This is a genomic window from Mycobacterium sp. NGS68, from assembly GCF_059812195.1.
This window is the reverse complement of the sequence record NZ_JCALCE010000013.1, coordinates 158,771-177,559: the sequence shown is the minus strand read 5'-3', so window position 1 is coordinate 177,559 and position 18,789 is coordinate 158,771. Positions and strand designations below refer to the sequence as shown.

Below are 18,789 nucleotides of genomic sequence, written 5' to 3'. Positions count from 1 at the left end.
AGAGCTCCCTGGCCTGCTTGCCGGACACCTCCGCGGTCTGGACCGCGGCCAGCAACATGCGCAGGGTCGCGGTGCGCAACTTGTCCTGGTTCTTCATCGCCTGGGTCAGATCCGCCCGGAGCCGCGATTTGAGTTCCGCCATGCCCCAGACGCTACCCCGCCATTCGATATCGGACTGACGTTGAGAATTGCCCCAACCGTCGACAGGATGTAAGCCATGACCCCCGACGACGGCCACTGCCCGCGGTGAGCACGCCGCCGCCCGCCTACGGGCCGCCGCCTGGTTACGGGCCGCCGCCTGGTTACGGGCCGCCGCCGACCTACGGCGCCCCGCCGCCGGCCTACGGCGCCCCGCCGCCGGCCTATGCGCCGCCAACCTATGCGCCGCCGGCCTATGGTGGCCCGGCCTATAACCCCCCGCCCAGCTACGGACCGCCTCCGGGCTACGGTCCCCCGCCGGGCTACGGTCCCCCGCCGGGCTATGGTCCCCCGCCGCCCGGCTTCGGCCCCCCGCCGGGTTATGGCGCCCCGCCGGGTTATGCCCAGCCGCTGTACCCCGGCGTTTTCAAGCCCGGCATCATTCCACTGCGACCCTTGGGCCTCAGCGACATCTTCAACGGCGCGGTCGGCTATATCCGCGCCAATCCGAAGACGACGCTCGGGCTGACCGCGGCGGTGGTGCTGGTCATGCAGATCTTCACCTACATCGTCACGCTGGCGCCGCTTACCGCGGGCTCCCTGAACTCCGACCCGGACTCCGAGGCGTCGGCGGCCAAGGCCGTCGGCATGATGCTGGGCATGGGCGCCGGTGTGCTCGTCGCCTGGCTCGGCGGCATTCTGCTGTCCGGGATGCTCACGGTCATCATCGGCCGGGCGGTGTTCGGGTCACCGATCACCATCGGCGAAGCGTGGCGCAGGATTCGCGGCCGGCTGCTGGCGCTGATCGGTCTGTCCCTGCTGGAAATCGCCGGTGTCGTGGTCATCGTCGGGCTGGTGGCGGTGATCATCGGCGGCATCGCTGCGGCAGGCGGCGGTGGTCTCACCGTCCTGGCGGCCTTCCCGTTGGTACTCGCCGCGATAGCCGCGATGCTCTACCTGTACATGAATCTGTTGTTCGCGCCGGTGTTGATCGTGCTCGAGCGGCTGCCTGTCTTCGAGGCCATCAGCAGGTCCTTCAGACTGGTCCGCAACAGCTTCTGGCGGGTGTTCGGCATCTGGCTGCTGGCCGCGGTGGTGACGAGCATCGTCGCCTCCGCGGTAGGGATGCCGTTCAGCATCGGGCAGGTGATGGTCGGCACGACGTCCACCGGCGGGCTGATCCTCAGTACCACCATCGCGTCCATCGGGAAGGCGCTGGGCCAGATCCTCACGTCGCCATTCAGCGCCGGGGTCGTCGTGCTGCTCTACACCGACCGCCGAATCCGGTCGGAGGCGTTCGACCTGGTGCTGCAGACCGGCGCCGCGGCCGGGCCCTCCCCTGCGGAGTCCACCGACCATCTCTGGCTGACCCGGCCGGTGTGAGGACCAACTGACAGTGCCTTCCATCGACATCGACCGTGATGGCGCGCATCGGCTCGCCCAGGACGAACTAAACAAGCCGATCTATTCCCACTCCTCTTCGATCGCGGAAAAACTGGACCGCTGGCTGAACGAAACCCTGTACCGGCTCTTGGAGAAGACCTCGCACATCCCGGGCGGGTGGTTCACCGCCGCCCTGCTGCTCACCGTGCTGGTGGTCGTCGTCCTGGTCGCGATCCATATCGCGCGCAACACGCTGCGAACTAGGCGCGGCAAGGACTCCCAGCTGTTCGAGGCCACCCAGCTCACCGCGGCCCAACATCGGGCCACCGCGCAAGCCTATGCGGCGGAAGGCAATTGGGCCGCGGCCATTCGGCACCGGCTGCGCGCGGTCGCCCGCGAGCTCGAGGAAACCGGTGTGCTCAACCCGACACCCGGGCGCACCGCCAACGAGCTGGCCGTCGACGCCGGGGTCGCACTGCCGCACCTTGTGGACGAATTGACACAAGCGGCAACGGCATTCAACGACGTCACCTATGGCGAGCGACCCGGGACACAGGCCGCCTACCAGATGATCGCCGACCTCGACGACCATCTGCGGTCGCGACCGACCGGCGCCCCGACGGCGGGCGCGCACGCCGCGCCGTCCGACTCATGGGCGCACGTCCGATGACGGGACCGGCGCGCTCCGACGACGCCACCCGTGCGCCGGCGCGGCGCTGGCGATCGTGGCGGGGGCCGCTGCTGATGCTGGTGCTGTTCGCCCTGGTGGCCGCAATCGGCGCCTACCTGACCGCTCCCCGGCCCGGCGGCCGGATGGATCCGGAAGCGACCACGCCCAGCGGTGCCCACGCGCTGGTGACGCTGCTGCGCGACGGCGGCGTCGACGTGGTGGTGGCCGGCAACGTCGCCGACGTCGAACGGGCCGCCCGCCGCGACACGCAGATTCTGATCGCGCAGAGCCAGTACCTGGCCGACCGGACGATCCTGGACCGACTGGCCCGGGTCCCCGGCGATTTGCTGCTCGTGGAACCGACCTCGCGTACCCGAGAGGCGTTGGCGTCCGGCCTTCGCATCACCGGTGGCAGCCAACTCAACAGCGAACCGGATTGCACTCTGCGGGCGGCGGTCCGGGCCGGGCCGGTGCGATTCGGTTCCGCCGACACTTACGGGTTCAAAGACGGCCGCGACGTAATGCGTTGCTACAACGGGACACTGGTCCGGTTCCGCGCCGACGGCCGCACCGTCACCGTGGTGGGCAGTTCGGACTTCATGACCAACGACGGCCTGCTGCAGCAGGGTAACGCCGCGCTGGCGATGAATCTCGCCGGCGAGCGGCCCCGGCTGATCTGGTATGCGCCGGACCACGTCGAGGGTGAAAACCCAGCCGCCACATCGCTTTCCGACCTCATTCCGGAGAACGTGAACTGGCTGGTCTGGCAGCTGTGTCTCGTCGTGTTGGTGGTGGCACTGTGGAAGGGTCGGCGGATCGGCCCGCTGGTGGCCGAGGAACTACCCGTCGTCGTACGGGCTTCGGAGACCGTCGAAGGCCGCGGGCGGCTGTACCGGTCGCGACGGGCGCGGGACCGCGCCGCCGAGGCGCTGCGCACCGCGACCCTGCAACGCCTGCTGCCCCGACTCGGCCTGGGAACTGGTGCGTCGCCGCCCGCGGTGGTGACGGCCGTCGCCAGCCGCAGCGGCGCCGACGCGGGATTCGTTTCCTACCAACTGTTCGGCCCGGTCCCGGCCACCGACAACGACCTGTTACAACTTGCCCGTGCGCTCGACGAGATCGAAAGGCAGGTCACACACTCGTGACGCAGACCCCATCCACGCCGCAGGCCCCGGCCACGCATAGCCCGACCGCCGAATCCGCGCGGGAGGCCCTGCTGACGCTGCGCACCGAGATCGGCAAGGCCGTCGTCGGGCAGGAGGGGGTGATCAGCGGCCTGGTCATCGCGTTGCTGTGCCGCGGCCATGTGCTGCTGGAAGGCGTTCCGGGAGTGGCCAAGACGCTGCTGGTCCGATCGCTGTCGGCGGCCTTGCAGCTGCAGTTCAAGCGGGTGCAGTTCACCCCCGACCTGATGCCCGGCGACGTCACCGGTTCGCTCGTGTACGACACCCACACCGCCGCCTTCACGTTCCGGCCCGGTCCGGTGTTCACCAACCTGCTGCTGGCCGACGAGATCAACCGCACACCCCCGAAGACACAGGCTTCCCTGCTCGAGGCGATGGAGGAGCGTCAGGTCAGCGTCGACGGCGAGCCCAAGCCGCTGCCCGACCCGTTCATCGTCGCCGCCACGCAGAACCCGATCGAGTACGAGGGCACCTACCAGTTGCCCGAGGCCCAACTCGACCGCTTCCTGCTGAAGCTGAACGTCACGCTGCCACCCCGCGACGCCGAGATCGCCATCCTCGGTCGGCACGCGCACGGCTTCGACCCGCGCGACCTGTCCGCCATCCGGCCGGTCGCCGGTCCGGCCGAACTGGCCGCCGGGCGCGAGGCCGTGCGTCAGGTGCTGATCGCCGACGAGGTGCTGGGCTACATCGTCGACATCGTCGGCGCCACCCGCTCCTCCCCCGCGCTGCAACTGGGTGTCTCGCCGCGCGGGGCGACCGCTCTGCTCGGAACGGCGCGCTCCTGGGCGTGGCTGTCCGGACGCAACTACGTCACCCCCGACGACGTGAAGGCGATGGCCCGGCCGACCCTGCGCCACCGGGTGATGTTGCGCCCCGAGGCCGAACTGGAAGGCGCCTCGCCCGACGGCGTGCTCGACGGGATCCTGGCGTCGGTTCCGGTGCCCCGCTAGTGATCCTGACCGGGCGCGCCGGCCTGGTAGCGCTGATCTTCGTCCTGCCGATCGTGCTGTCACCCTGGCCGGCAAAGACTTTCGGGGTGCTACTGCTAGCACTGGTCATCCTCGTGGCTGTCGATGTCGCCCTGGCGGCCAGCACCCGGCGGCTGCGCTACACGCGGACGCCGGACAGCTCGGTGCGGCTGGCACAACCGGTCGCCGCGGGGCTGCTGATCCACAACGACGGCCGGCGCCGGTTCCGCGGCCGGATTCGCGACGCCTGGCCGCCCAGTACCTGCGCGGAGCCGCGCGTGCACAATCTCGACATCGCCGGCGGGCAGCGCGAGAACGTGCAGACCATGCTGCGGCCGGTCCGCCGCGGAGACCAGCGCGCGGCCGCGGTCACCGCCCGATCGATCGGGCCGCTGGGGCTGGCGGGCCGGCAGGGTTCCCAGGCGGTGCCCGGCCAGGTGCGCGTGCTGCCGCCGTTCCTGTCCCGCAAGCACCTGCCGTCGCGGCTGGCCAAGCTGCAGGAGATCGACGGGTTGCTGCCGACGCTGATCCGCGGGCAGGGCACCGAATTCGACTCGCTGCGTGAATATGTCGTGGGCGACGACGTGCGGTCGATCGACTGGCGCGCGACCGCCCGCCGGTCCGACGTGATGGTCCGCACCTGGCGTCCCGAGCGCGACCGGCGGGTCATCCTGGTGGTCGACACCGGACGGATGGCGGCGGGCCGCGTCGGCGTCGACCCCACCGCCGCGGACCCCGCGGGATGGCCGCGGCTGGACTGGTCGATGGACGCCGCGTTGCTGCTGGCCGCGCTGGCGTCGCGGGCCGGCGACAACGTCGACTTCCTGGCCCACGACCGGCTGACCCGGGCGGGCGTGTTCGGCGCGTCGCGCACCGAAGTGCTGGCCCAAATCGTCAACGCGATGGCGCCGCTGCAGCCGACGCTTGTCGAGTCCGATTGGCGCGCAATGGTGGCCGCGATTTTGCGGCGCACCCGTCGCAGGTCGCTGGTGGTGCTGCTGACCGATCTCAACGCGACCGCCCTCGACGAGGGCCTGCTGCCGGTGCTGCCGCAGCTGTCGTCCAAACACCACGTGCTGATCGCCGCGGTCGCCGACCCGCGCGTCGACGAAATGGCCGCCGGGCGTTCGGATCCGGCCGCGGTGTACGACGCGGCGGCGGCCGAGCGATCCCGCAACGATCGTCGGGCCATTGCATCGCGCCTGCGCCGCAGCGGCGTCGAGGTCGTCGATGCGCCGCCCACCGAGATAGCCCCGGCGCTCGCCGACCGGTATCTGGCGATGAAGGCGACGGGGCGGCTTTAGCGGGTTTAGCGCGTCGGGACCAGGTCGGGTGCGTCGTCGATGTCGCCGGTCTCGCCGGCCCGCACCCCGCGACGACCGAAGTACACCACGTACGACAGGAACGCGACCTCGACGATGACTCCGATTCCGACCCGGACGAACGTCGGAAACGGCGCCGGCGTCACCAACGCCTCGAGCAGACCCGCCACCAGCAGGACGCCGACCAGTCCCACCGCGACCGAAACCACGCCCCGGCCCTGTTCGGCGAGCACCTGCCCGCGCGGCCGGTCACCCGGCGCTATCACCGACCACCCCAGCCGCATGCCGGTCGCGGCGGCCAGGAACACCGCGGTGAGCTCGAGCAGCCCGTGCGGGGCGAGCAGGCCCAGCAGCAGGCCACCCTTGCCCGCCGAGAACATCAGCCCGGCGATCACGCCCACGTTGGCGGCGTTCGACAACAGCACGTACGGGATCGGCAGGCCCAGGACCACCGACATCGCGATGCACTTGGCCGCCACCCAGGAGTTGTTCACCCAGACCTTCAGCGCGAACGCGGCGGCGGGGTGCTCGCTGTAATACGACTGGACGTCGTGGTTGACCAATTCGTCGATTTCCGTCGGTGTCCCGACGGCGGCCTGCACCTCGGGATTGCCGGCCACCCAGCACGCGATGACCACGACCACGGCGAAGAACGCCGCCGCCGTCGCCAGCCACCAGCGCCACCCGCGGTAGGCGACCACGGGGAACGACACCGTCCAGAAGCGGGTGAACGTCCTGCTCAGCGGCGCGTGCGCGCCGGTCACCGCGGCGCGGGCACGCGCGACCAGGCTGGACAGCCGGCCCACCAGCAGTGAATCCGACGATGCGGACCGCAGCATCGACAGGTGGGTGGAGACCCGCTGGTAGAGCTCGACGAGCTCGTCGACTTCGGCGCCGTTCAGCGACCGGCGTCTCTTGATCAACTGGTCGAGTCGGTCCCAGGTGCCGCGATGGGTCTGCACGAACGCATCGACATCCACCCTGCGCAGCCTAATGGCTCGGGAGCCGGAGGGTGGTCGGGCGAAACCTGTACCGTTCCGTGTTATGTCGGAGGTGGTGACCGGCGACGCCGTGGTGCTCGACGTGCAGATCGCGCAGCTGCCGGTGCGGGCCGTGAGCGCCCTGATCGACCTGACGCTGATGTTCGTCGGCCTGGTGATCGGCGCGTTCCTGTGGGCAGCCACCCTGCTTCAGTTCGACAAGGCGCTCAGCGGCGGCATCCTGATCATCTTCATCGTGCTGGTGATGGTCGGCTATCCCGTGGCGATGGAGACGGCGACGCGGGGCCGGTCGCTGGGCAAGATGGCGATGGGGCTGCGCGTGGTCTCCGACGACGGCGGCCCGGAGCGGTTCCGCCAGGCCCTGTTCCGGGCGCTCGCGTCGGTGGTGGAGATCTGGGGCCTGGGCGGCAGCCCCGCCGTGATCTGCAGCCTGCTCTCACCGAAGGCCAAGCGCATCGGCGACATCTTCGCGGGCACCATCGTCGTCAGCGAACGGGGCCCACGGCTGGGGCCGCCGCCGATGATGCCGCCGCAGCTGGCGTGGTGGGCGTCGTCGCTGCAGCTCTCCGGACTGACGCCCGGCCAGGCCGAGCTCGCGCGCCAATTTCTCTCCCGGGCGGCGCAGCTGGATCCCAGGCTGCGCGACGAGATGGCCTACCGAATCGCCGGTGACGTGGTTGCCCACATTGCCCCCCCACCCCCGCCCGGCGCCCCGCCGGCGCTGGTGCTGGCGGCAGTGCTCGCCGAACGGCACCGCCGCGAACTGGCGCGGCTGCAACCGGCGCCGTCCGCCTCGCCCGCGCCATGGCCCCAGCCGAACCAGACGCCCCCGATGAACCAGATGGCTCCGCAGCCGGGACCGCCCTGGCAGCCGCCCGCGGCGCCTCAACCCGCCCCGGAAACGCAGCAGGCCCCGGACTTCGACGGGTTCGCGCCGCCGCGCTGACCACCCACCGGCCGACTTTGCTGGGCCCATTGACGGCATTTTCAATTTTGCCGCGGATTTAGGTAAGCCTAATGTAACCTTGGCGAGGCTAACCTACCCCCTCAAAGGAGCCCCGGTTCGATGGCGGACCCCATTCGTGGTGCCCTCGTGCGCCAAAAAAGCGATCGAGCATGATCGCCCCGCTGTGGCACGCGCTTCCCCCCGAGGTGCATTCGACGCTGTTGGGGGCCGGCCCCGGGCCCGGCCCGCTGTTTGCCGCCGCGGGGGCCTGGCAGGGCCTGGCCGCCGAATACGCTCAGCTCGCGGCCGAACTCAGCGCACTGGTGGCCGGTGTCGAAGGGGCCACATGGGAGGGGCCCACCGCCGCTCTGTTCGCGGCGGCCCATCAGCCGTATCTGGCCTGGCTCCTGGAGGCCGGCACGAAGGCCAGCGCGGCCGCGGCCGGGCATCAAACCGCCGCCGCCGGGTATTCCGTGGCGCTGGCGAGCATGCCGACCATGGCCGAACTGGCCACCAACCACACCGTCCACGGTGTGTTGGTGGCCACCAACTTCTTCGGCCTCAACACCATCCCCATCGCCCTCAACGAGGCCGACTACGTGCGCATGTGGATCCAGGCCGCGACCACGATGAGCACCTACCAGGCGCTCGCCGAGGAAAGCGTGGCCACGATCCCGACGACCTCGACCGCGCCGCAGATCGTCAAGACCTCAGAGGTCCAAGCCACTGCGGCGGCCGACGATGACGACGGCGCCGTATCGGGAGACCCAGCCGAACTGATCATCAAGGCGCTGGAGTCTCTCGTCACGTTGATGCGCGATCTGGCCGCCGAGTACCTGTCGGGGCCCCTCGGCGACTACGTCGTGCAGGCGCTGGACTCACTGCTGTCCTTCATGTCCACGCAGGTCTTCAGCATCCTCGCGTACTCGATCATCGACCCGCTCATCTACTTCGGCCCGTTCATGCCCGCGTTCGCGCCGGTCTTCGCCCCGATCGGCGCCGTCGGACTCGCCGGCCTCGCCTGCGTCACCACGGCCGAAGAGGCGATCCCGCTGGTCGAGACCGTGAGCCCGATCGAGTCCGGCGGCCCGGCAATGGCCGTGACCCCGCAGGTCACGCTGGCCGGCGCGGGCGCGGGCGGGGCGCCCGCCTCCCCGGCGACGGCGACGCCCACCTCGACGACGGCGCCCGCGCCCTCGGCGCCCGCGGCGGGCGCCGCACAGGTCTTCTACGCGATCGGCGGCGGTCCCGACGGCGAAGGGTTCACCCCGACGTCGCGGGTCCGTGCGCAGGCCGCGGTCGGCGCGGGCGCGGTGGCCCCGGCCGCCAAAGTGCCGGCCGACAGTGCGGCGCTGCGCACCAAACGGAAGGCGCGGCTGCGCCAGCGCGGCCACAAGTACCAGTTCGAATACCTGACTGCCGACGTCACCGTGCCGCCCGAGTCGCCCGAGGACACCCTCAGCTCCCGATCCGGTTCGGGACCACTCGGGTTCGCCGGGACCGTTCCGAAGACGGCCACCACATCCGCCAAGGGGCTCACCCACCTGCACGGCGGCCAGTTCGACGAGGCGCCGCGGGCACCGATGTTGCCGCAAACCTGGGCCTTCGAGACAGACCCAGACGCAGCCACCGATGACGGCCCCGACGGCGCGCAACACGCATGAAAGCTGTCGTCGCTGGTGGGGGAATTGCCGGGCTCGCGGTCGCAAGCGGACTGCAGCGGGCCGGGTGGGAGACGCTCGTATTGGAGCGGTCGCCGGATCCGCGGCCGCCCCGGGCCGGGCTGTCGATCTTCGGCAACGGATTCCGGGCCTTGGACGCGCTCGGGTTGGGCGCGGGCGTCCGGGCAATCTGCGCCGACGCCCCGCCCTACACGAAGTCGGGTTTGCGCAGACCGGACGGCCGCTTCCTGGTGACGTTCGCCCCGGCGACGTATGCACAGCTGCGCGCCGTGGACCGCACCGAACTGCACGCGGTGCTGGTGGACTCGCTGACCCCCGGCACCGTGCGGTCGGGATGCCGGGTGACCGCGGTGCGCGGCGGGACCGTCCACACCGAGGACGGCGACCCCATCGACGGCGCCGACCTGATCATCGGCGCCGACGGCATCCGCAGCCGGGTCCGGACGAGCTTGCCGCAGGATCGTCCGATCCGGCACAGCGGCTACGGCGTGTGGCGCGCCCTGACGTCGCGGCCGGTGGCGGTCGACGCCGGCGGCGAGACCTGGGGCGCCGGAGAGCGTTTCGGCCTCGTCCCGCTCAAAGACGGACGGGTGTACTGGTTCGGCGTCGTGGCGGAAGCCCGCTGCGAGACGGGAGCGCGGGCCCTCGACGAGATCCGCGCGCGGTTCGGTTCGTGGCACGAGCCCATCGCCGAGCTGATCGACGCGACCGAACCCGACGCCGTGCACTACACCCACAGCGAGGAGCTCGAGGGGCCCCTCGACTCGTATGTGCACGGCAACACGGTGTTGATCGGCGACGCCGCGCACGCGATGTCGCCGAACCTCGGCCAGGGCGCCAACCAGGCGCTCGAGGACGCGGCCGTGCTGTGCGGCCTGTTGACGGCGCGGCCCGCCTCTGGTCCGCAGGAGCTGAGCGCGGCGCTGCGGCAATACGACCGGCTGCGCCGCCGCCGCACTCAGCGCATCGCGCGGGAGTCACACAGCATCGGCATCGCGGCGCAGTGGAGAAATCCGCTTCTGGTCGGCCTGCGCCAGGCCGGGATGACCCTGGCGCCGAATCGAATCTTCAACCGCCGGACCACACGGTTGCAGCAGTGGGTGCCGCCGCGCGAGGCCGCCGGCGCCCAACAGCCGCAGATACACGGGAGCGCCGGATGCTGATCGAGATCAACGGGGTGAGCAGGACGTACCGGCGGGGCCAGGAGCTGGTCAAAGCGGTCGACGACGTGACCCTGACCCTCGGCAGCGAGAAGCTGGTGGCCATCACGGGCGCGTCGGGCTCGGGCAAGAGCACCCTGCTGCATCTCATCGGCGGGATCGACCGGCCGGACCACGGTTCCATCACGGTCGACGGGGAAGAGCTGTCGCAGAAGAACGACGACGAGCAATCCGACTACCGCCGCCGCAAGGTGTCGTTCATTTTCCAGTTCTTCAACCTGTTGCCGACGCTGACCGCCTGGGAGAACGTCGCCATGCCCCGGGTTCTCGACGGGACGTCGATCAAGTCCGCCCGCAAGGACGCGTGTGAGCTGCTGGAAATGGTCGGCCTGGGCGACCGGATCGACCACAAGCCGTCGCAGCTTTCCGGTGGGCAGATGCAGCGGGTCGCCATCGCCCGCTCGCTGATCATGAAGCCGGGCGTGGTCCTGGCCGACGAACCGACCGGGAACCTGGACTCCGAGTCCGGCAAGAACATCCTCGCGCTGCTGCGCAGGATCGCCGACGACGGCGAATGCTCCGTGATCATGGTCACCCACGACCCGGCGATCGCGGCCGCGGCCGATCGCGAAATCGTGATGCGTGACGGCAAGGTCGTCGAACACGCATGAACGCGTCGGCGGCCGTCCGCTTCAAGCTGCTCAACCTCCGGTATGCGCTCGCGCACTGGAAGCGCTCGTTGAGCTGCGTGGTGGCGGTGATGATCGCGAGCGCGCTGCTGGTGGCGATCGCGGGCATCTACAGCTCGCTGACGAAATCGGTTGCGACGATGTCCGAAGACCTCTACGGCAGGGCCGCTTTCGAGGTCACCGGCGCCGCGGACAGCGGCATGCCCGGGTCACTGGTGGACCAGCTCCGCGGGGTATCCGGCGTGGCCGCCGCGGAGCCCATCGTGAAAGCGACCCTCAACGCTCCCCGTTCCGGCACAACGCTTCTGGGGGTCAGCCCCAACATTCGCGTGCTGAACAACCGGGTCGGCAACGAGCTCGTGCAGCAGGCCGAAGGCGACAAGTCCCACGGATCGCTCGCCGATGGCGCGATCGCCGGGCCCGGCCTCGGGACCGCGGCGGGTGGTTCGGTCGACGTCAACGGCGCGCGCGTCAACGTGGTGTTCGTGCCCAAGGGGACTCTCGCCGAAAAGTACAACGCGGGTGACTATCTGATCGTCCCGCTTCCGGTGGCGCAGCAGCTGTTAGGGCGGCCCGGCAGCGTGAGCTCGGTGTTCATCGTGGCCGCGCCCGGTGCCGATCTTGCACAACTGAGCGCCGAACTGGTGCGGGTCGTGGACCATCGGGCGGTGGTCGCCGAACCACAGTTCCGGGTCGCCCAGACCGACAATTCCATGTCCCTGACCCGCGACACGTTGCTGCTGGTCGGTTCCATCGCCCTGGTGGTGGCGGTGTTCATCGTCTTCAACACCATGAATATGGCTGTGGTGCAACGCCGGCCGATGATCGCCACCCTGCGCGCCCTGGGCGCGCGGCGCGGGCAGCTGGCCAGGGATCTGCTGTTCGAGGTGGCGATCCTGGGGTTCTTCGGCGGCTGCCTGGGCGCCCCCCTGGGCGCGGCGCTGAGCTTCGCGGCGATCAAGCGACTGCCGCCGCTGATGCTGCAGTCGGTGGACGTCAAGCCCGACTTCTTCTTCCCCGCCAACGCAATCGGGGTCGTCGTCGGGTTGGGCGTCGTCGCGTGCGTGTTGGGCGCCGCGTGGCCCGCCATGACGGTGTTCAGGGCGTCGCCCATCGCCGCGATGCGGCCCGTCGAGTTGGAAAGCCTGGGCGACGACCGCACCCGGCCGCACTGGGTGGGGGTCGTCGTCGGGACGGCCTTGACGGTCGCGGCATTCTTCATCGCGATCCGGCTGCATGACGAAAGGACCTTCGCCGGCGGCGTTTTGGTGCTGATCGGTGTCCTCGTGCTGTGCTGGGCGTTCGGCCCGCTGCTGGTGCTGGCCAGCAGCCGGATCGCTGCGCTCATGGGACCCAGCGGTCAGGTCAGTCGCTCCACGATGACCGCATCCAGCAAGCGGACGTGGGCAAGCCTGATGATCGTGACGATCGCGGTGGCGTTGGGCAGCGTGACCAGCGGCGTGCTGACCGACGTGGTCAATTCCACCGGCAGCTTCTTCACCCCGCTGGCGAAGGCGGATGTGTACCTGGCCTCGGCGGCCAAAGACGTTGTCCCGGTGCGGCCGTTGCTGCCGGCCGGGGTGTATGACGAAGTCCGGACGATCCCCGGCGTCGCATCCGTCATCCCCGTGCAGTACGCGTACGTCAACGTCGGTAGCGACCGCATCCTGGTAGTGGGCGGGGGCCCCGGCACGGTGACGCCCGCCTTCTCCGCGATGGAACCGTCCGTGCGCGCCAGCGTCGAGGCCGGTGACGGCGTCGTTGTCTCCCGCCAGCTTTCGCGCCACCTCCATCGCGGGGTCGGCGACAGGCTCACGCTGAACACCCCGTCCGGCGAACAGACCGTACAAGTCCTCGGAGTGGTCGATTACCTGACCACCGAGCGCGGGATGATCGCAATGTCATTGGCCCACATGAAGACCTGGTTCCAACGGGATGGCGCCACCTATCTGGAGATCCATGCGGACAACTCCAAGGATGCGCCCGCCGTCCTCAGACAGGTCGAGAAGATCGCCGCCGCAAAGGATTTGTACGCATTCAGCGGGCAGGACGCGGTTGACTCGGGCAAGGGTGCGGTAGCGCAGATCGGCTCGCTGGCGGTGTTCGTGCAGTGGATCGTGGCGCTGTTGGCGGCGATGGCGCTGTTCAACGCCTTCATGATCTCGGTGATCGAGCGCAGGCGGGAGATCGGCGTGCTGCGCGCCATGGGCGCGTCGCGGCGCTACATCACCAAGACCATCCTGGTCGAGTCGAGCAGCATCGCGCTATTGGGCGGCGCTCTCGGGATGGCGACCGCCGTGGTGGTGCACCGCCTCGGCACCCTGATCATGAGCTCGGTCACGGCGATGAACGTGCGGTTTGCGTTCTCGCCGCTGGACTTAATCACCGTCGTCGTCGCGGTGATCCTGTGCTGGAGCGGCGCATTGCTTCCCGCGTCTCGTGCCGCGAAGTCGACGATCGTGGACGCGCTGGAAGTGGAGTAGCCATGGAAGAACGCCAACTCGCCGCCCCCGCCGGCGCGCACCCCGATACGCTCGCCGGCTTCCTGCAGATGCCGACCGGGCAACGGCTGCTGTGGGTTCGAAGCTCCCCCGGCATTGCCGCGCCGCCGAGCTGGCGGCTCGGGCAATTCATCGCGTTCTCGCGGCCGCGCACCGCCATTCCGGGCATGCTGGGCTTCTACCTCGCCAGCATGGTCGCCGGTGGCGTCTCGCCGGTGGGCCTGGTGGTGGGGATGGTGGTGTCGTATCACATCGCCGTCATCGCGAACCTCTACAACATGTACACCGACGTGGAGGAGGACAACGAGAACATTCCGACGCGGGTCTACGACCTCAGTCGCTACGGCAGGGACCGCCTGCTGCGCGACACCCACGTCCTGACCGCGGGTATCCTCCTGCTCTCGCTGCTGGTCAACCCGTATTTCGCCGGCTTGACGTTCCTGGCTTTGATTGGTTGCCAACAGTATTCGTTCCGTCCCCTGCGAATGAAGGCCCGGGCCCGCATCGGGATCCTCTACTTCGCCAACGCGGTGGCCTACCCCTATGTGAGCGCGGTGCTGGCCTCCGACCTGAAGCTGCACGTGCTGACCAGTAAGGAGTACTGCGCGCTCGCCTTCTACCTGTTCGTCTGGTTCTGCGCCAAGGGCCTGACCAAGAACGTGCCGGACTACGAGGGCGACAAGCGGGTGCATGTGACGACGTCGGCGACGTTGAGCGCCACCCGGCGCCGCGCCGCGATGATCGCCGCCATAGCCACCGTGCTGGTGTACGCGGCCATCGTGATTCCGGTGGCCTTCGGCTTCATCGGGCCGAAGTACCTGATCGGCCTGATTTGGTTGCCAGTGGCGTGTTTTCAAGCGTGGCGCCTGGTCCACACCGTCGACCAGAAATCGTCGAACGACATGTTGCGCGACGACATGTTCGTCTCGGTCGGGTACCTGTCGACCCTCATTCTGATCGAGCGGATTTCGGCGGTGTCGGTCACCGTCGTCATCCTCGGCTTCGCCATCATGCTGCTCACTGACCGCCTCGGCCTGGACACCAGACGGGCAGAGGATTTCGAAGCGCCGTGAGAGTTAAGCGAATTTCCATGCACGGCAATACCGCAACCCCAAGCCGCCCGCGCGTGGAGTTCGACCTGTCGCGCAACGAACTGCATTTCGATCCGCTCCCCGAGGTGCGCAAGGTCTTCGAGTCGCGTGCCGACACCCTTTACCGCTACCCCGAGGACCGCTGCGTCGCCGCGCTGGCCGGACAGATCGGCGCGTTGCACGACATTGCCCGCGAGCAGGTCGTCATCGGCCCGGGCAGCGTCGGCGTTCTGGACGCCGTGTTGCACGCGGACTCGCACCGCGGATCGACGGTCTTTGGCACCCCGACGTTCGACGAGTACGCGGTCCTGGTGTCGCGGGCAGGCGGCATTGCCGTCGGGGCCGCCAGCAGCCCTCCGGGCAGCCAGTCACTGGACAGCATCCTGTCGCGGGTGGATGCCTCCACGCGGCTGGTGATCGTCGCCACGCCGCACAACCCGAGCGGCGCCGCCGTCGGCGTCGACGAGCTCGTCCGGCTGCGCGGGGAGCTGCCGAAATCGGCTCTGCTGGTGGTGGATCAGGCGTACGCGGAGTTCGACGAAACCCTGCCCGACGACGCCGTGCGCCGCATCGTGAGCCTCGACCGGGTGGCCGTGCTGCGCAGCTTCTCCAAGGCCTACGGACTGGCAGGCCTGCGGATCGGCTATGGAATTTTCAGCAGCGCGGCGCAGGCCGCACGGGTCCGGTCCGCCGTCCCGACGTACGCGGTGAACTCCTTCGCGATCGCCGCCGCGGCCGAGTCGCTGCGGCAGGACCGCCCGCTGCGCGAGCGGGTAGCCCGTGTCGTCGAGAACCGGAAAAGGTTGGAGGCATTCCTGGTTCGGCATGACATGCTCGCCACGCCCGGGTCGCAGGGCAACTTCGTCTGGCTGCCCGTCGAGGATCCGCACGCGCTGTTCCTGCACGCGCTGAACGCGGGCATCCTGTTACGGGAGTATCCCGGTATCGGTGTGCGCATCACGGTTCAGTCGGCCGCTTCCGTGGACGCCGTGACGGCGGCGTTGACCAGCTACATCCGTGTCCATGCATAATCGCTACCTGTTTTCGAATGCTGTTGGGCGGCAGCGCTTTGCCGACCAGTTGATCGACTACCTGATCAGGCTGGGTGTCGAATACATCTTCGGCATGCCGGCGGAGTCGGTGAACTCGTTGGTCCACGCCGCGAGCAAGCGCAGCGAGATACGGGTCGTCGGCACCCGCCACGAGACGGCGGCCGCGCTGATGGCGGTGGGGTACGCGAAGACATCCGGCCGATTGGGGGTGTGTTTCGGGACGGCGGGCCCCGGGGCCACCAATCTGGTGGCCGGAGCCTACGAGGCATTCCTCGGGCGGGTGCCGTTGCTTGCGATCAGTGGTCAGGTCCCGGTGGCCAGCGTCGGCCGGGACTCCTTCCAGGAGATCGACTCCGAGGCGCTTTTTCGGTCCTGCACCTCCTCGTCCGTTCAGATCAACGCCACCAGCCAGTTTCAGCGATTCGCCCGCTCTTGTGTGACGGCGCTGCACGAATCCACCGCGTGCCACGTCGCGATTCCCGGTGACGTGCTCTACGCGCCGATCGGCGCGCACGACGCGGAGATCTTCGCGCCGCGGTTGCCTGCTCCGACGCTGCCCAGCAAGGAAGAGATCGGTTCGGTCCTGGAGTTTCTGGACTCCGACGACGTGGCGACGGTGCTGTCCTGCGCCGACGAGAGATACGTTGTTTTGGCCCGCGAGCTTTCGGCGCGATTCGGTGCGCCGGTGCACGACGTGCGCGACACCGGCGCGATCCCCGCCGCCAACGTGCTGGTGGTCGGCCGCGGCAGTCCCCTGCTCCGGCAGCGCGTCCACGGGCACGCGAACCTGCTCGAGCTCACCGACCGCCGCGTCTCGGCCCGGGCCGCAGCCGGTTTCACGCCCTATATCAGGCAGATCATCTGCGACGTCGAGGCCACGCTGCACACGCTGCTCGACTCCGAGCCCGAAACTGGCACCGCGTCGCCCGGCACTCGGCACGTGTTCACCGATCTCGTTGACGTCGAGGGCTTTTCGAGCCTAGCCGCCATCCCGGGCGCGGCGCTGCCGCTCGGCATCGGCGCCGCACTGGCCGGCGACTCGGGCTGTGCGGTGGTCACCGACTTCAGCCAGCTGAGCCAATTCGTCGCGGAGCTGTCCACTTTGTCTTGCGTCGGCGCCGATGTCGTATTGCGGTGCCGGGACACGCCCGACAGGCTCTCGGGGTTGACGCTACTGGGGCAGGCCTTTTCGCTGCCCACGAGCATCATCGCCGAGCCGTGCGAACCGGCAGCCGTTTGTCGCGATCCGTTGCCCGGAGAGCGGTCGCTGGCCGAGTGTCTGAACGCCAATCTCGCTGCGCCGGTGCAGATCAGCGACTTCTGCGCGTCGCTGCTGCCGGGATTCGGCGGCGCGCAGCGCAGCGCCAACGTCCAGGCGCCGTCGATGAACGCCTCGGCGCTGCGCAAGTCGGGCAGCCCGTCGGCGGGCTCCGTGGCCGCCTCTGGTTCCGCGCTTCTGTTGCAGCTGAACGGAATCTACGACGCGGCGCTGGACCACGCCCGGATCCTGGTGACGACCGTCGAGACACAGGACTGGCCGCTGGACGCGCGCCCGATCCTCGACGCGGTGAGCGTCGCGCGGTACGTGGTCGACGACCCCGCGACGGCCGCCGCCACGGTGCGGCGAGCGTGCGCGGCCGCGGCGGCGCCGGGGGGCGGCATCGTGCACCTGCAAGTGCTGAGCCATGCGCTGGGAGCGCAGTGGGCCCAATCCCGCAGTGGCAGCCCCGAACCCACATCATGGCGTTCCCCCGCGGCCGACCCGGCCGCGCTCCACGAGGCCGTCGCCGCGGTGCGGGATGCCAAGCGGGTGGCCGTGATTGCGGGTCGGGGCGCGGCGGGCTGCACGGATCTGCTCGCCGAGCTGTCAGGCCTGCTCCGCTGCTCGGTGCACCTGACGATGGGCGGGGACTCCGTGGTCGAGGACCCGGGCCTGCGGGCGGGAGGCCGGGTCGGCGGCTCGGGTGATCTGCGCGCGTTCCACGAGGTGGCCCGGGCCGACGTGCTGCTGTTGGTCGGCGTGTCAAACCGCGGTTCGGCCTTCGACTTAGGGGCCGCCGGGCGGACCATCGCGGTGAACATCGACCCAAACGCCATGCTGCGGCTCGGCGACCGCGACATCTGCGTCCTGGGCGACGCGGTATCGACGCTCGAGGCGATGGTCGGGGCGCTGCGCGTCTCGGCTGTTGCCGAACGGCCGCCGCGGCGAGAGCGTCGGCGCCGGCGTCGGTCGAGGCGCGCCGAGCGGTCCCCGTTGCGCGCGTCGCACCTCACCCAGGCGATCGACGAGGAACTCGCGCGCTTCGACGGGAATTCGACGGTCTGCGCCGACGTCGGCGTGAACACGCTGTGGGTGTACCGCTACATCACGTCGATGACGCGCAGCATCTGGTCGGCGTCCTTCGGCACGATGGGTTTCGCGGTCCCGGCGGCGATTACCGTTGCCAGGAACTGCCCGTCGCAGCGGTTGGCGGTCGCCGTCGCGGGCGACGGCGGAACTTCGGTGACGCTCAGCCAGCTTCAGTCGTCGGCCGGTGTCGACGTACCGGTGGTGTTCGTCGTCGTCAACAACTTGGCGCTGGCCGCGATCAAGTTCGAAAGCGAGATCATGGGCTGGCCGGATCGGGCGTCGGCGATCCCGGACATCAACTTCGCCCAGTACGCGGCGTCGGTCGGGGTGGCGTCGCGCAGAGTCGATACCCTGCGCGACTTCCGCGCAGCCTTCAAGGAGGCGATCGGGGCTCCCCGCCCCTACCTGATCGATGCGCGCTGCATCCTCAACGACGCACCGGTGCAGGCCGGTACGAAGCATTGGCGCCAGGTCATCGGGTTCTTCGTCGCGTGGTCGCAAGAGGGCCGTGCCGGGGGTGCGTCGTTGCGGGAAGTCGTGCGGGCCGTCGTGCTCGGCAAGCTGTACGAGAAGGGGCTGACGAAGTAGCGGGTGGCGTTGCATTCGCTCGCCGCTCCGGGCGCCGCTGGGAGGCATGTGCCGTTTTGCC

15 protein-coding genes are annotated in these 18,789 nt (G+C 69.5%); 13 read left to right on the top strand and 2 right to left on the bottom strand.

From position 1 onward, the window contains the following. On the bottom strand, nucleotides 1-142 hold a 142-nt coding region (locus tag AC5Y5V_RS16800), incomplete at its 3' end, for a GatB/YqeY domain-containing protein (RefSeq protein ID WP_499937403.1). Between the two features lie 104 nt (nucleotides 143-246). Between AC5Y5V_RS16800 and AC5Y5V_RS16795 the strand changes: the two genes are divergently transcribed. The 5 genes from AC5Y5V_RS16795 to AC5Y5V_RS16775 are packed head-to-tail and all read left to right on the top strand — an operon-like array spanning nucleotide 247 to nucleotide 5,650. Further along, the gene (locus AC5Y5V_RS16795; protein WP_499937368.1) at nucleotides 247-1,521 is read left to right on the top strand and encodes a DUF7847 domain-containing protein; all 1,275 of its coding nucleotides are present in this window, start codon (nucleotides 247-249) and stop codon (nucleotides 1,519-1,521) included. A 13-nt stretch (nucleotides 1,522-1,534) separates the two neighbouring features. Next, nucleotides 1,535-2,191, top strand: coding sequence for a DUF4129 domain-containing protein (locus AC5Y5V_RS16790; protein WP_499937366.1), 657 nt, complete (start codon nucleotides 1,535-1,537; stop codon nucleotides 2,189-2,191). Then, nucleotides 2,173-3,336: a DUF4350 domain-containing protein gene (locus AC5Y5V_RS16785; RefSeq protein WP_499937364.1), complete on the top strand. Its 1,164-nt coding sequence runs from the start codon at nucleotides 2,173-2,175 to the stop codon at nucleotides 3,334-3,336. Before AC5Y5V_RS16790 ends, AC5Y5V_RS16785 begins: the two co-directional genes overlap by 19 nt. Beyond that, nucleotides 3,333-4,328, top strand: coding sequence for an AAA family ATPase (locus tag AC5Y5V_RS16780; RefSeq protein WP_499937362.1), 996 nt, complete (start codon nucleotides 3,333-3,335; stop codon nucleotides 4,326-4,328). The genes AC5Y5V_RS16785 and AC5Y5V_RS16780 overlap by 4 nt, the downstream gene beginning before the upstream one ends. Next, nucleotides 4,328-5,650, top strand: a complete 1,323-nt coding sequence (locus tag AC5Y5V_RS16775; RefSeq protein WP_499937360.1) for a DUF58 domain-containing protein — start codon at nucleotides 4,328-4,330, stop codon at nucleotides 5,648-5,650. The genes AC5Y5V_RS16780 and AC5Y5V_RS16775 overlap by 1 nt, the downstream gene beginning before the upstream one ends. A gap of 5 nt (nucleotides 5,651-5,655) precedes the next feature. Here AC5Y5V_RS16775 and AC5Y5V_RS16770 read toward each other — a convergent pair whose 3' ends face one another. After that, nucleotides 5,656-6,648: a stage II sporulation protein M gene (locus AC5Y5V_RS16770; protein ID WP_499937358.1), complete on the bottom strand. Its 993-nt coding sequence runs from the start codon at nucleotides 6,646-6,648 to the stop codon at nucleotides 5,656-5,658. 64 nt (nucleotides 6,649-6,712) lie between these two features. Between AC5Y5V_RS16770 and AC5Y5V_RS16765 the strand changes: the two genes are divergently transcribed. From AC5Y5V_RS16765 to AC5Y5V_RS16730, 8 genes are all read left to right on the top strand, one after another. Next, nucleotides 6,713-7,615 carry an RDD family protein gene (locus AC5Y5V_RS16765; RefSeq protein ID WP_499937354.1) on the top strand — a complete coding sequence of 301 codons (903 nt, stop codon included), beginning with the start codon at nucleotides 6,713-6,715 and terminating at the stop codon, nucleotides 7,613-7,615. 170 nt (nucleotides 7,616-7,785) lie between these two features. Beyond that, nucleotides 7,786-9,279, top strand: coding sequence for a PPE family protein (locus tag AC5Y5V_RS16760; protein WP_499937351.1), 1,494 nt, complete (start codon nucleotides 7,786-7,788; stop codon nucleotides 9,277-9,279). Beyond that, a complete protein-coding gene (locus AC5Y5V_RS16755) occupies nucleotides 9,276-10,460 on the top strand; it encodes an FAD-dependent monooxygenase (protein WP_499937349.1) in 1,185 nt (394 codons plus the stop codon). Before AC5Y5V_RS16760 ends, AC5Y5V_RS16755 begins: the two co-directional genes overlap by 4 nt. After that, a complete protein-coding gene (locus tag AC5Y5V_RS16750) occupies nucleotides 10,454-11,128 on the top strand; it encodes an ABC transporter ATP-binding protein (RefSeq protein ID WP_499937347.1) in 675 nt (224 codons plus the stop codon). Before AC5Y5V_RS16755 ends, AC5Y5V_RS16750 begins: the two co-directional genes overlap by 7 nt. Then, a complete protein-coding gene (locus AC5Y5V_RS16745; RefSeq protein ID WP_499937345.1) occupies nucleotides 11,125-13,629 on the top strand; it encodes an ABC transporter permease in 2,505 nt (834 codons plus the stop codon). The genes AC5Y5V_RS16750 and AC5Y5V_RS16745 overlap by 4 nt, the downstream gene beginning before the upstream one ends. Nucleotides 13,630-13,631: 2 nt before the next feature. After that, nucleotides 13,632-14,720 carry a UbiA family prenyltransferase gene (locus AC5Y5V_RS16740; RefSeq protein ID WP_499937343.1) on the top strand — a complete coding sequence of 363 codons (1,089 nt, stop codon included), beginning with the start codon at nucleotides 13,632-13,634 and terminating at the stop codon, nucleotides 14,718-14,720. Between the two features lie 53 nt (nucleotides 14,721-14,773). Next, nucleotides 14,774-15,769: a pyridoxal phosphate-dependent aminotransferase gene (locus AC5Y5V_RS16735; RefSeq protein ID WP_499937340.1), complete on the top strand. Its 996-nt coding sequence runs from the start codon at nucleotides 14,774-14,776 to the stop codon at nucleotides 15,767-15,769. After that, nucleotides 15,762-18,728, top strand: a complete 2,967-nt coding sequence (locus AC5Y5V_RS16730) for a thiamine pyrophosphate-binding protein (protein ID WP_499937338.1) — start codon at nucleotides 15,762-15,764, stop codon at nucleotides 18,726-18,728. Before AC5Y5V_RS16735 ends, AC5Y5V_RS16730 begins: the two co-directional genes overlap by 8 nt. Nucleotides 18,729-18,789 lie beyond the last annotated feature (61 nt).

Bases quoted from the DNA above. Each gene is read 5' to 3' on its own strand.
- AC5Y5V_RS16750 (WP_499937347.1), top strand. From the start codon at position 10,454: ATGCTGATCGAGATCAACGGGGTGAGCAGGACGTACCGGCGGGGCCAG.
- AC5Y5V_RS16745 (WP_499937345.1), top strand. From the start codon at position 11,125: ATGAACGCGTCGGCGGCCGTCCGCTTCAAGCTGCTCAACCTCCGGTAT.
- AC5Y5V_RS16760 (WP_499937351.1), top strand. From the start codon at position 7,786: ATGATCGCCCCGCTGTGGCACGCGCTTCCCCCCGAGGTGCATTCGACG.
- AC5Y5V_RS16765 (WP_499937354.1), top strand. From the start codon at position 6,713: ATGTCGGAGGTGGTGACCGGCGACGCCGTGGTGCTCGACGTGCAGATC.
- AC5Y5V_RS16755 (WP_499937349.1), top strand. From the start codon at position 9,276: ATGAAAGCTGTCGTCGCTGGTGGGGGAATTGCCGGGCTCGCGGTCGCA.
- AC5Y5V_RS16740 (WP_499937343.1), top strand. From the start codon at position 13,632: ATGGAAGAACGCCAACTCGCCGCCCCCGCCGGCGCGCACCCCGATACG.
- AC5Y5V_RS16730 (WP_499937338.1), top strand. From the start codon at position 15,762: ATGCATAATCGCTACCTGTTTTCGAATGCTGTTGGGCGGCAGCGCTTT.
- AC5Y5V_RS16785 (WP_499937364.1), top strand. From the start codon at position 2,173: ATGGGCGCACGTCCGATGACGGGACCGGCGCGCTCCGACGACGCCACC.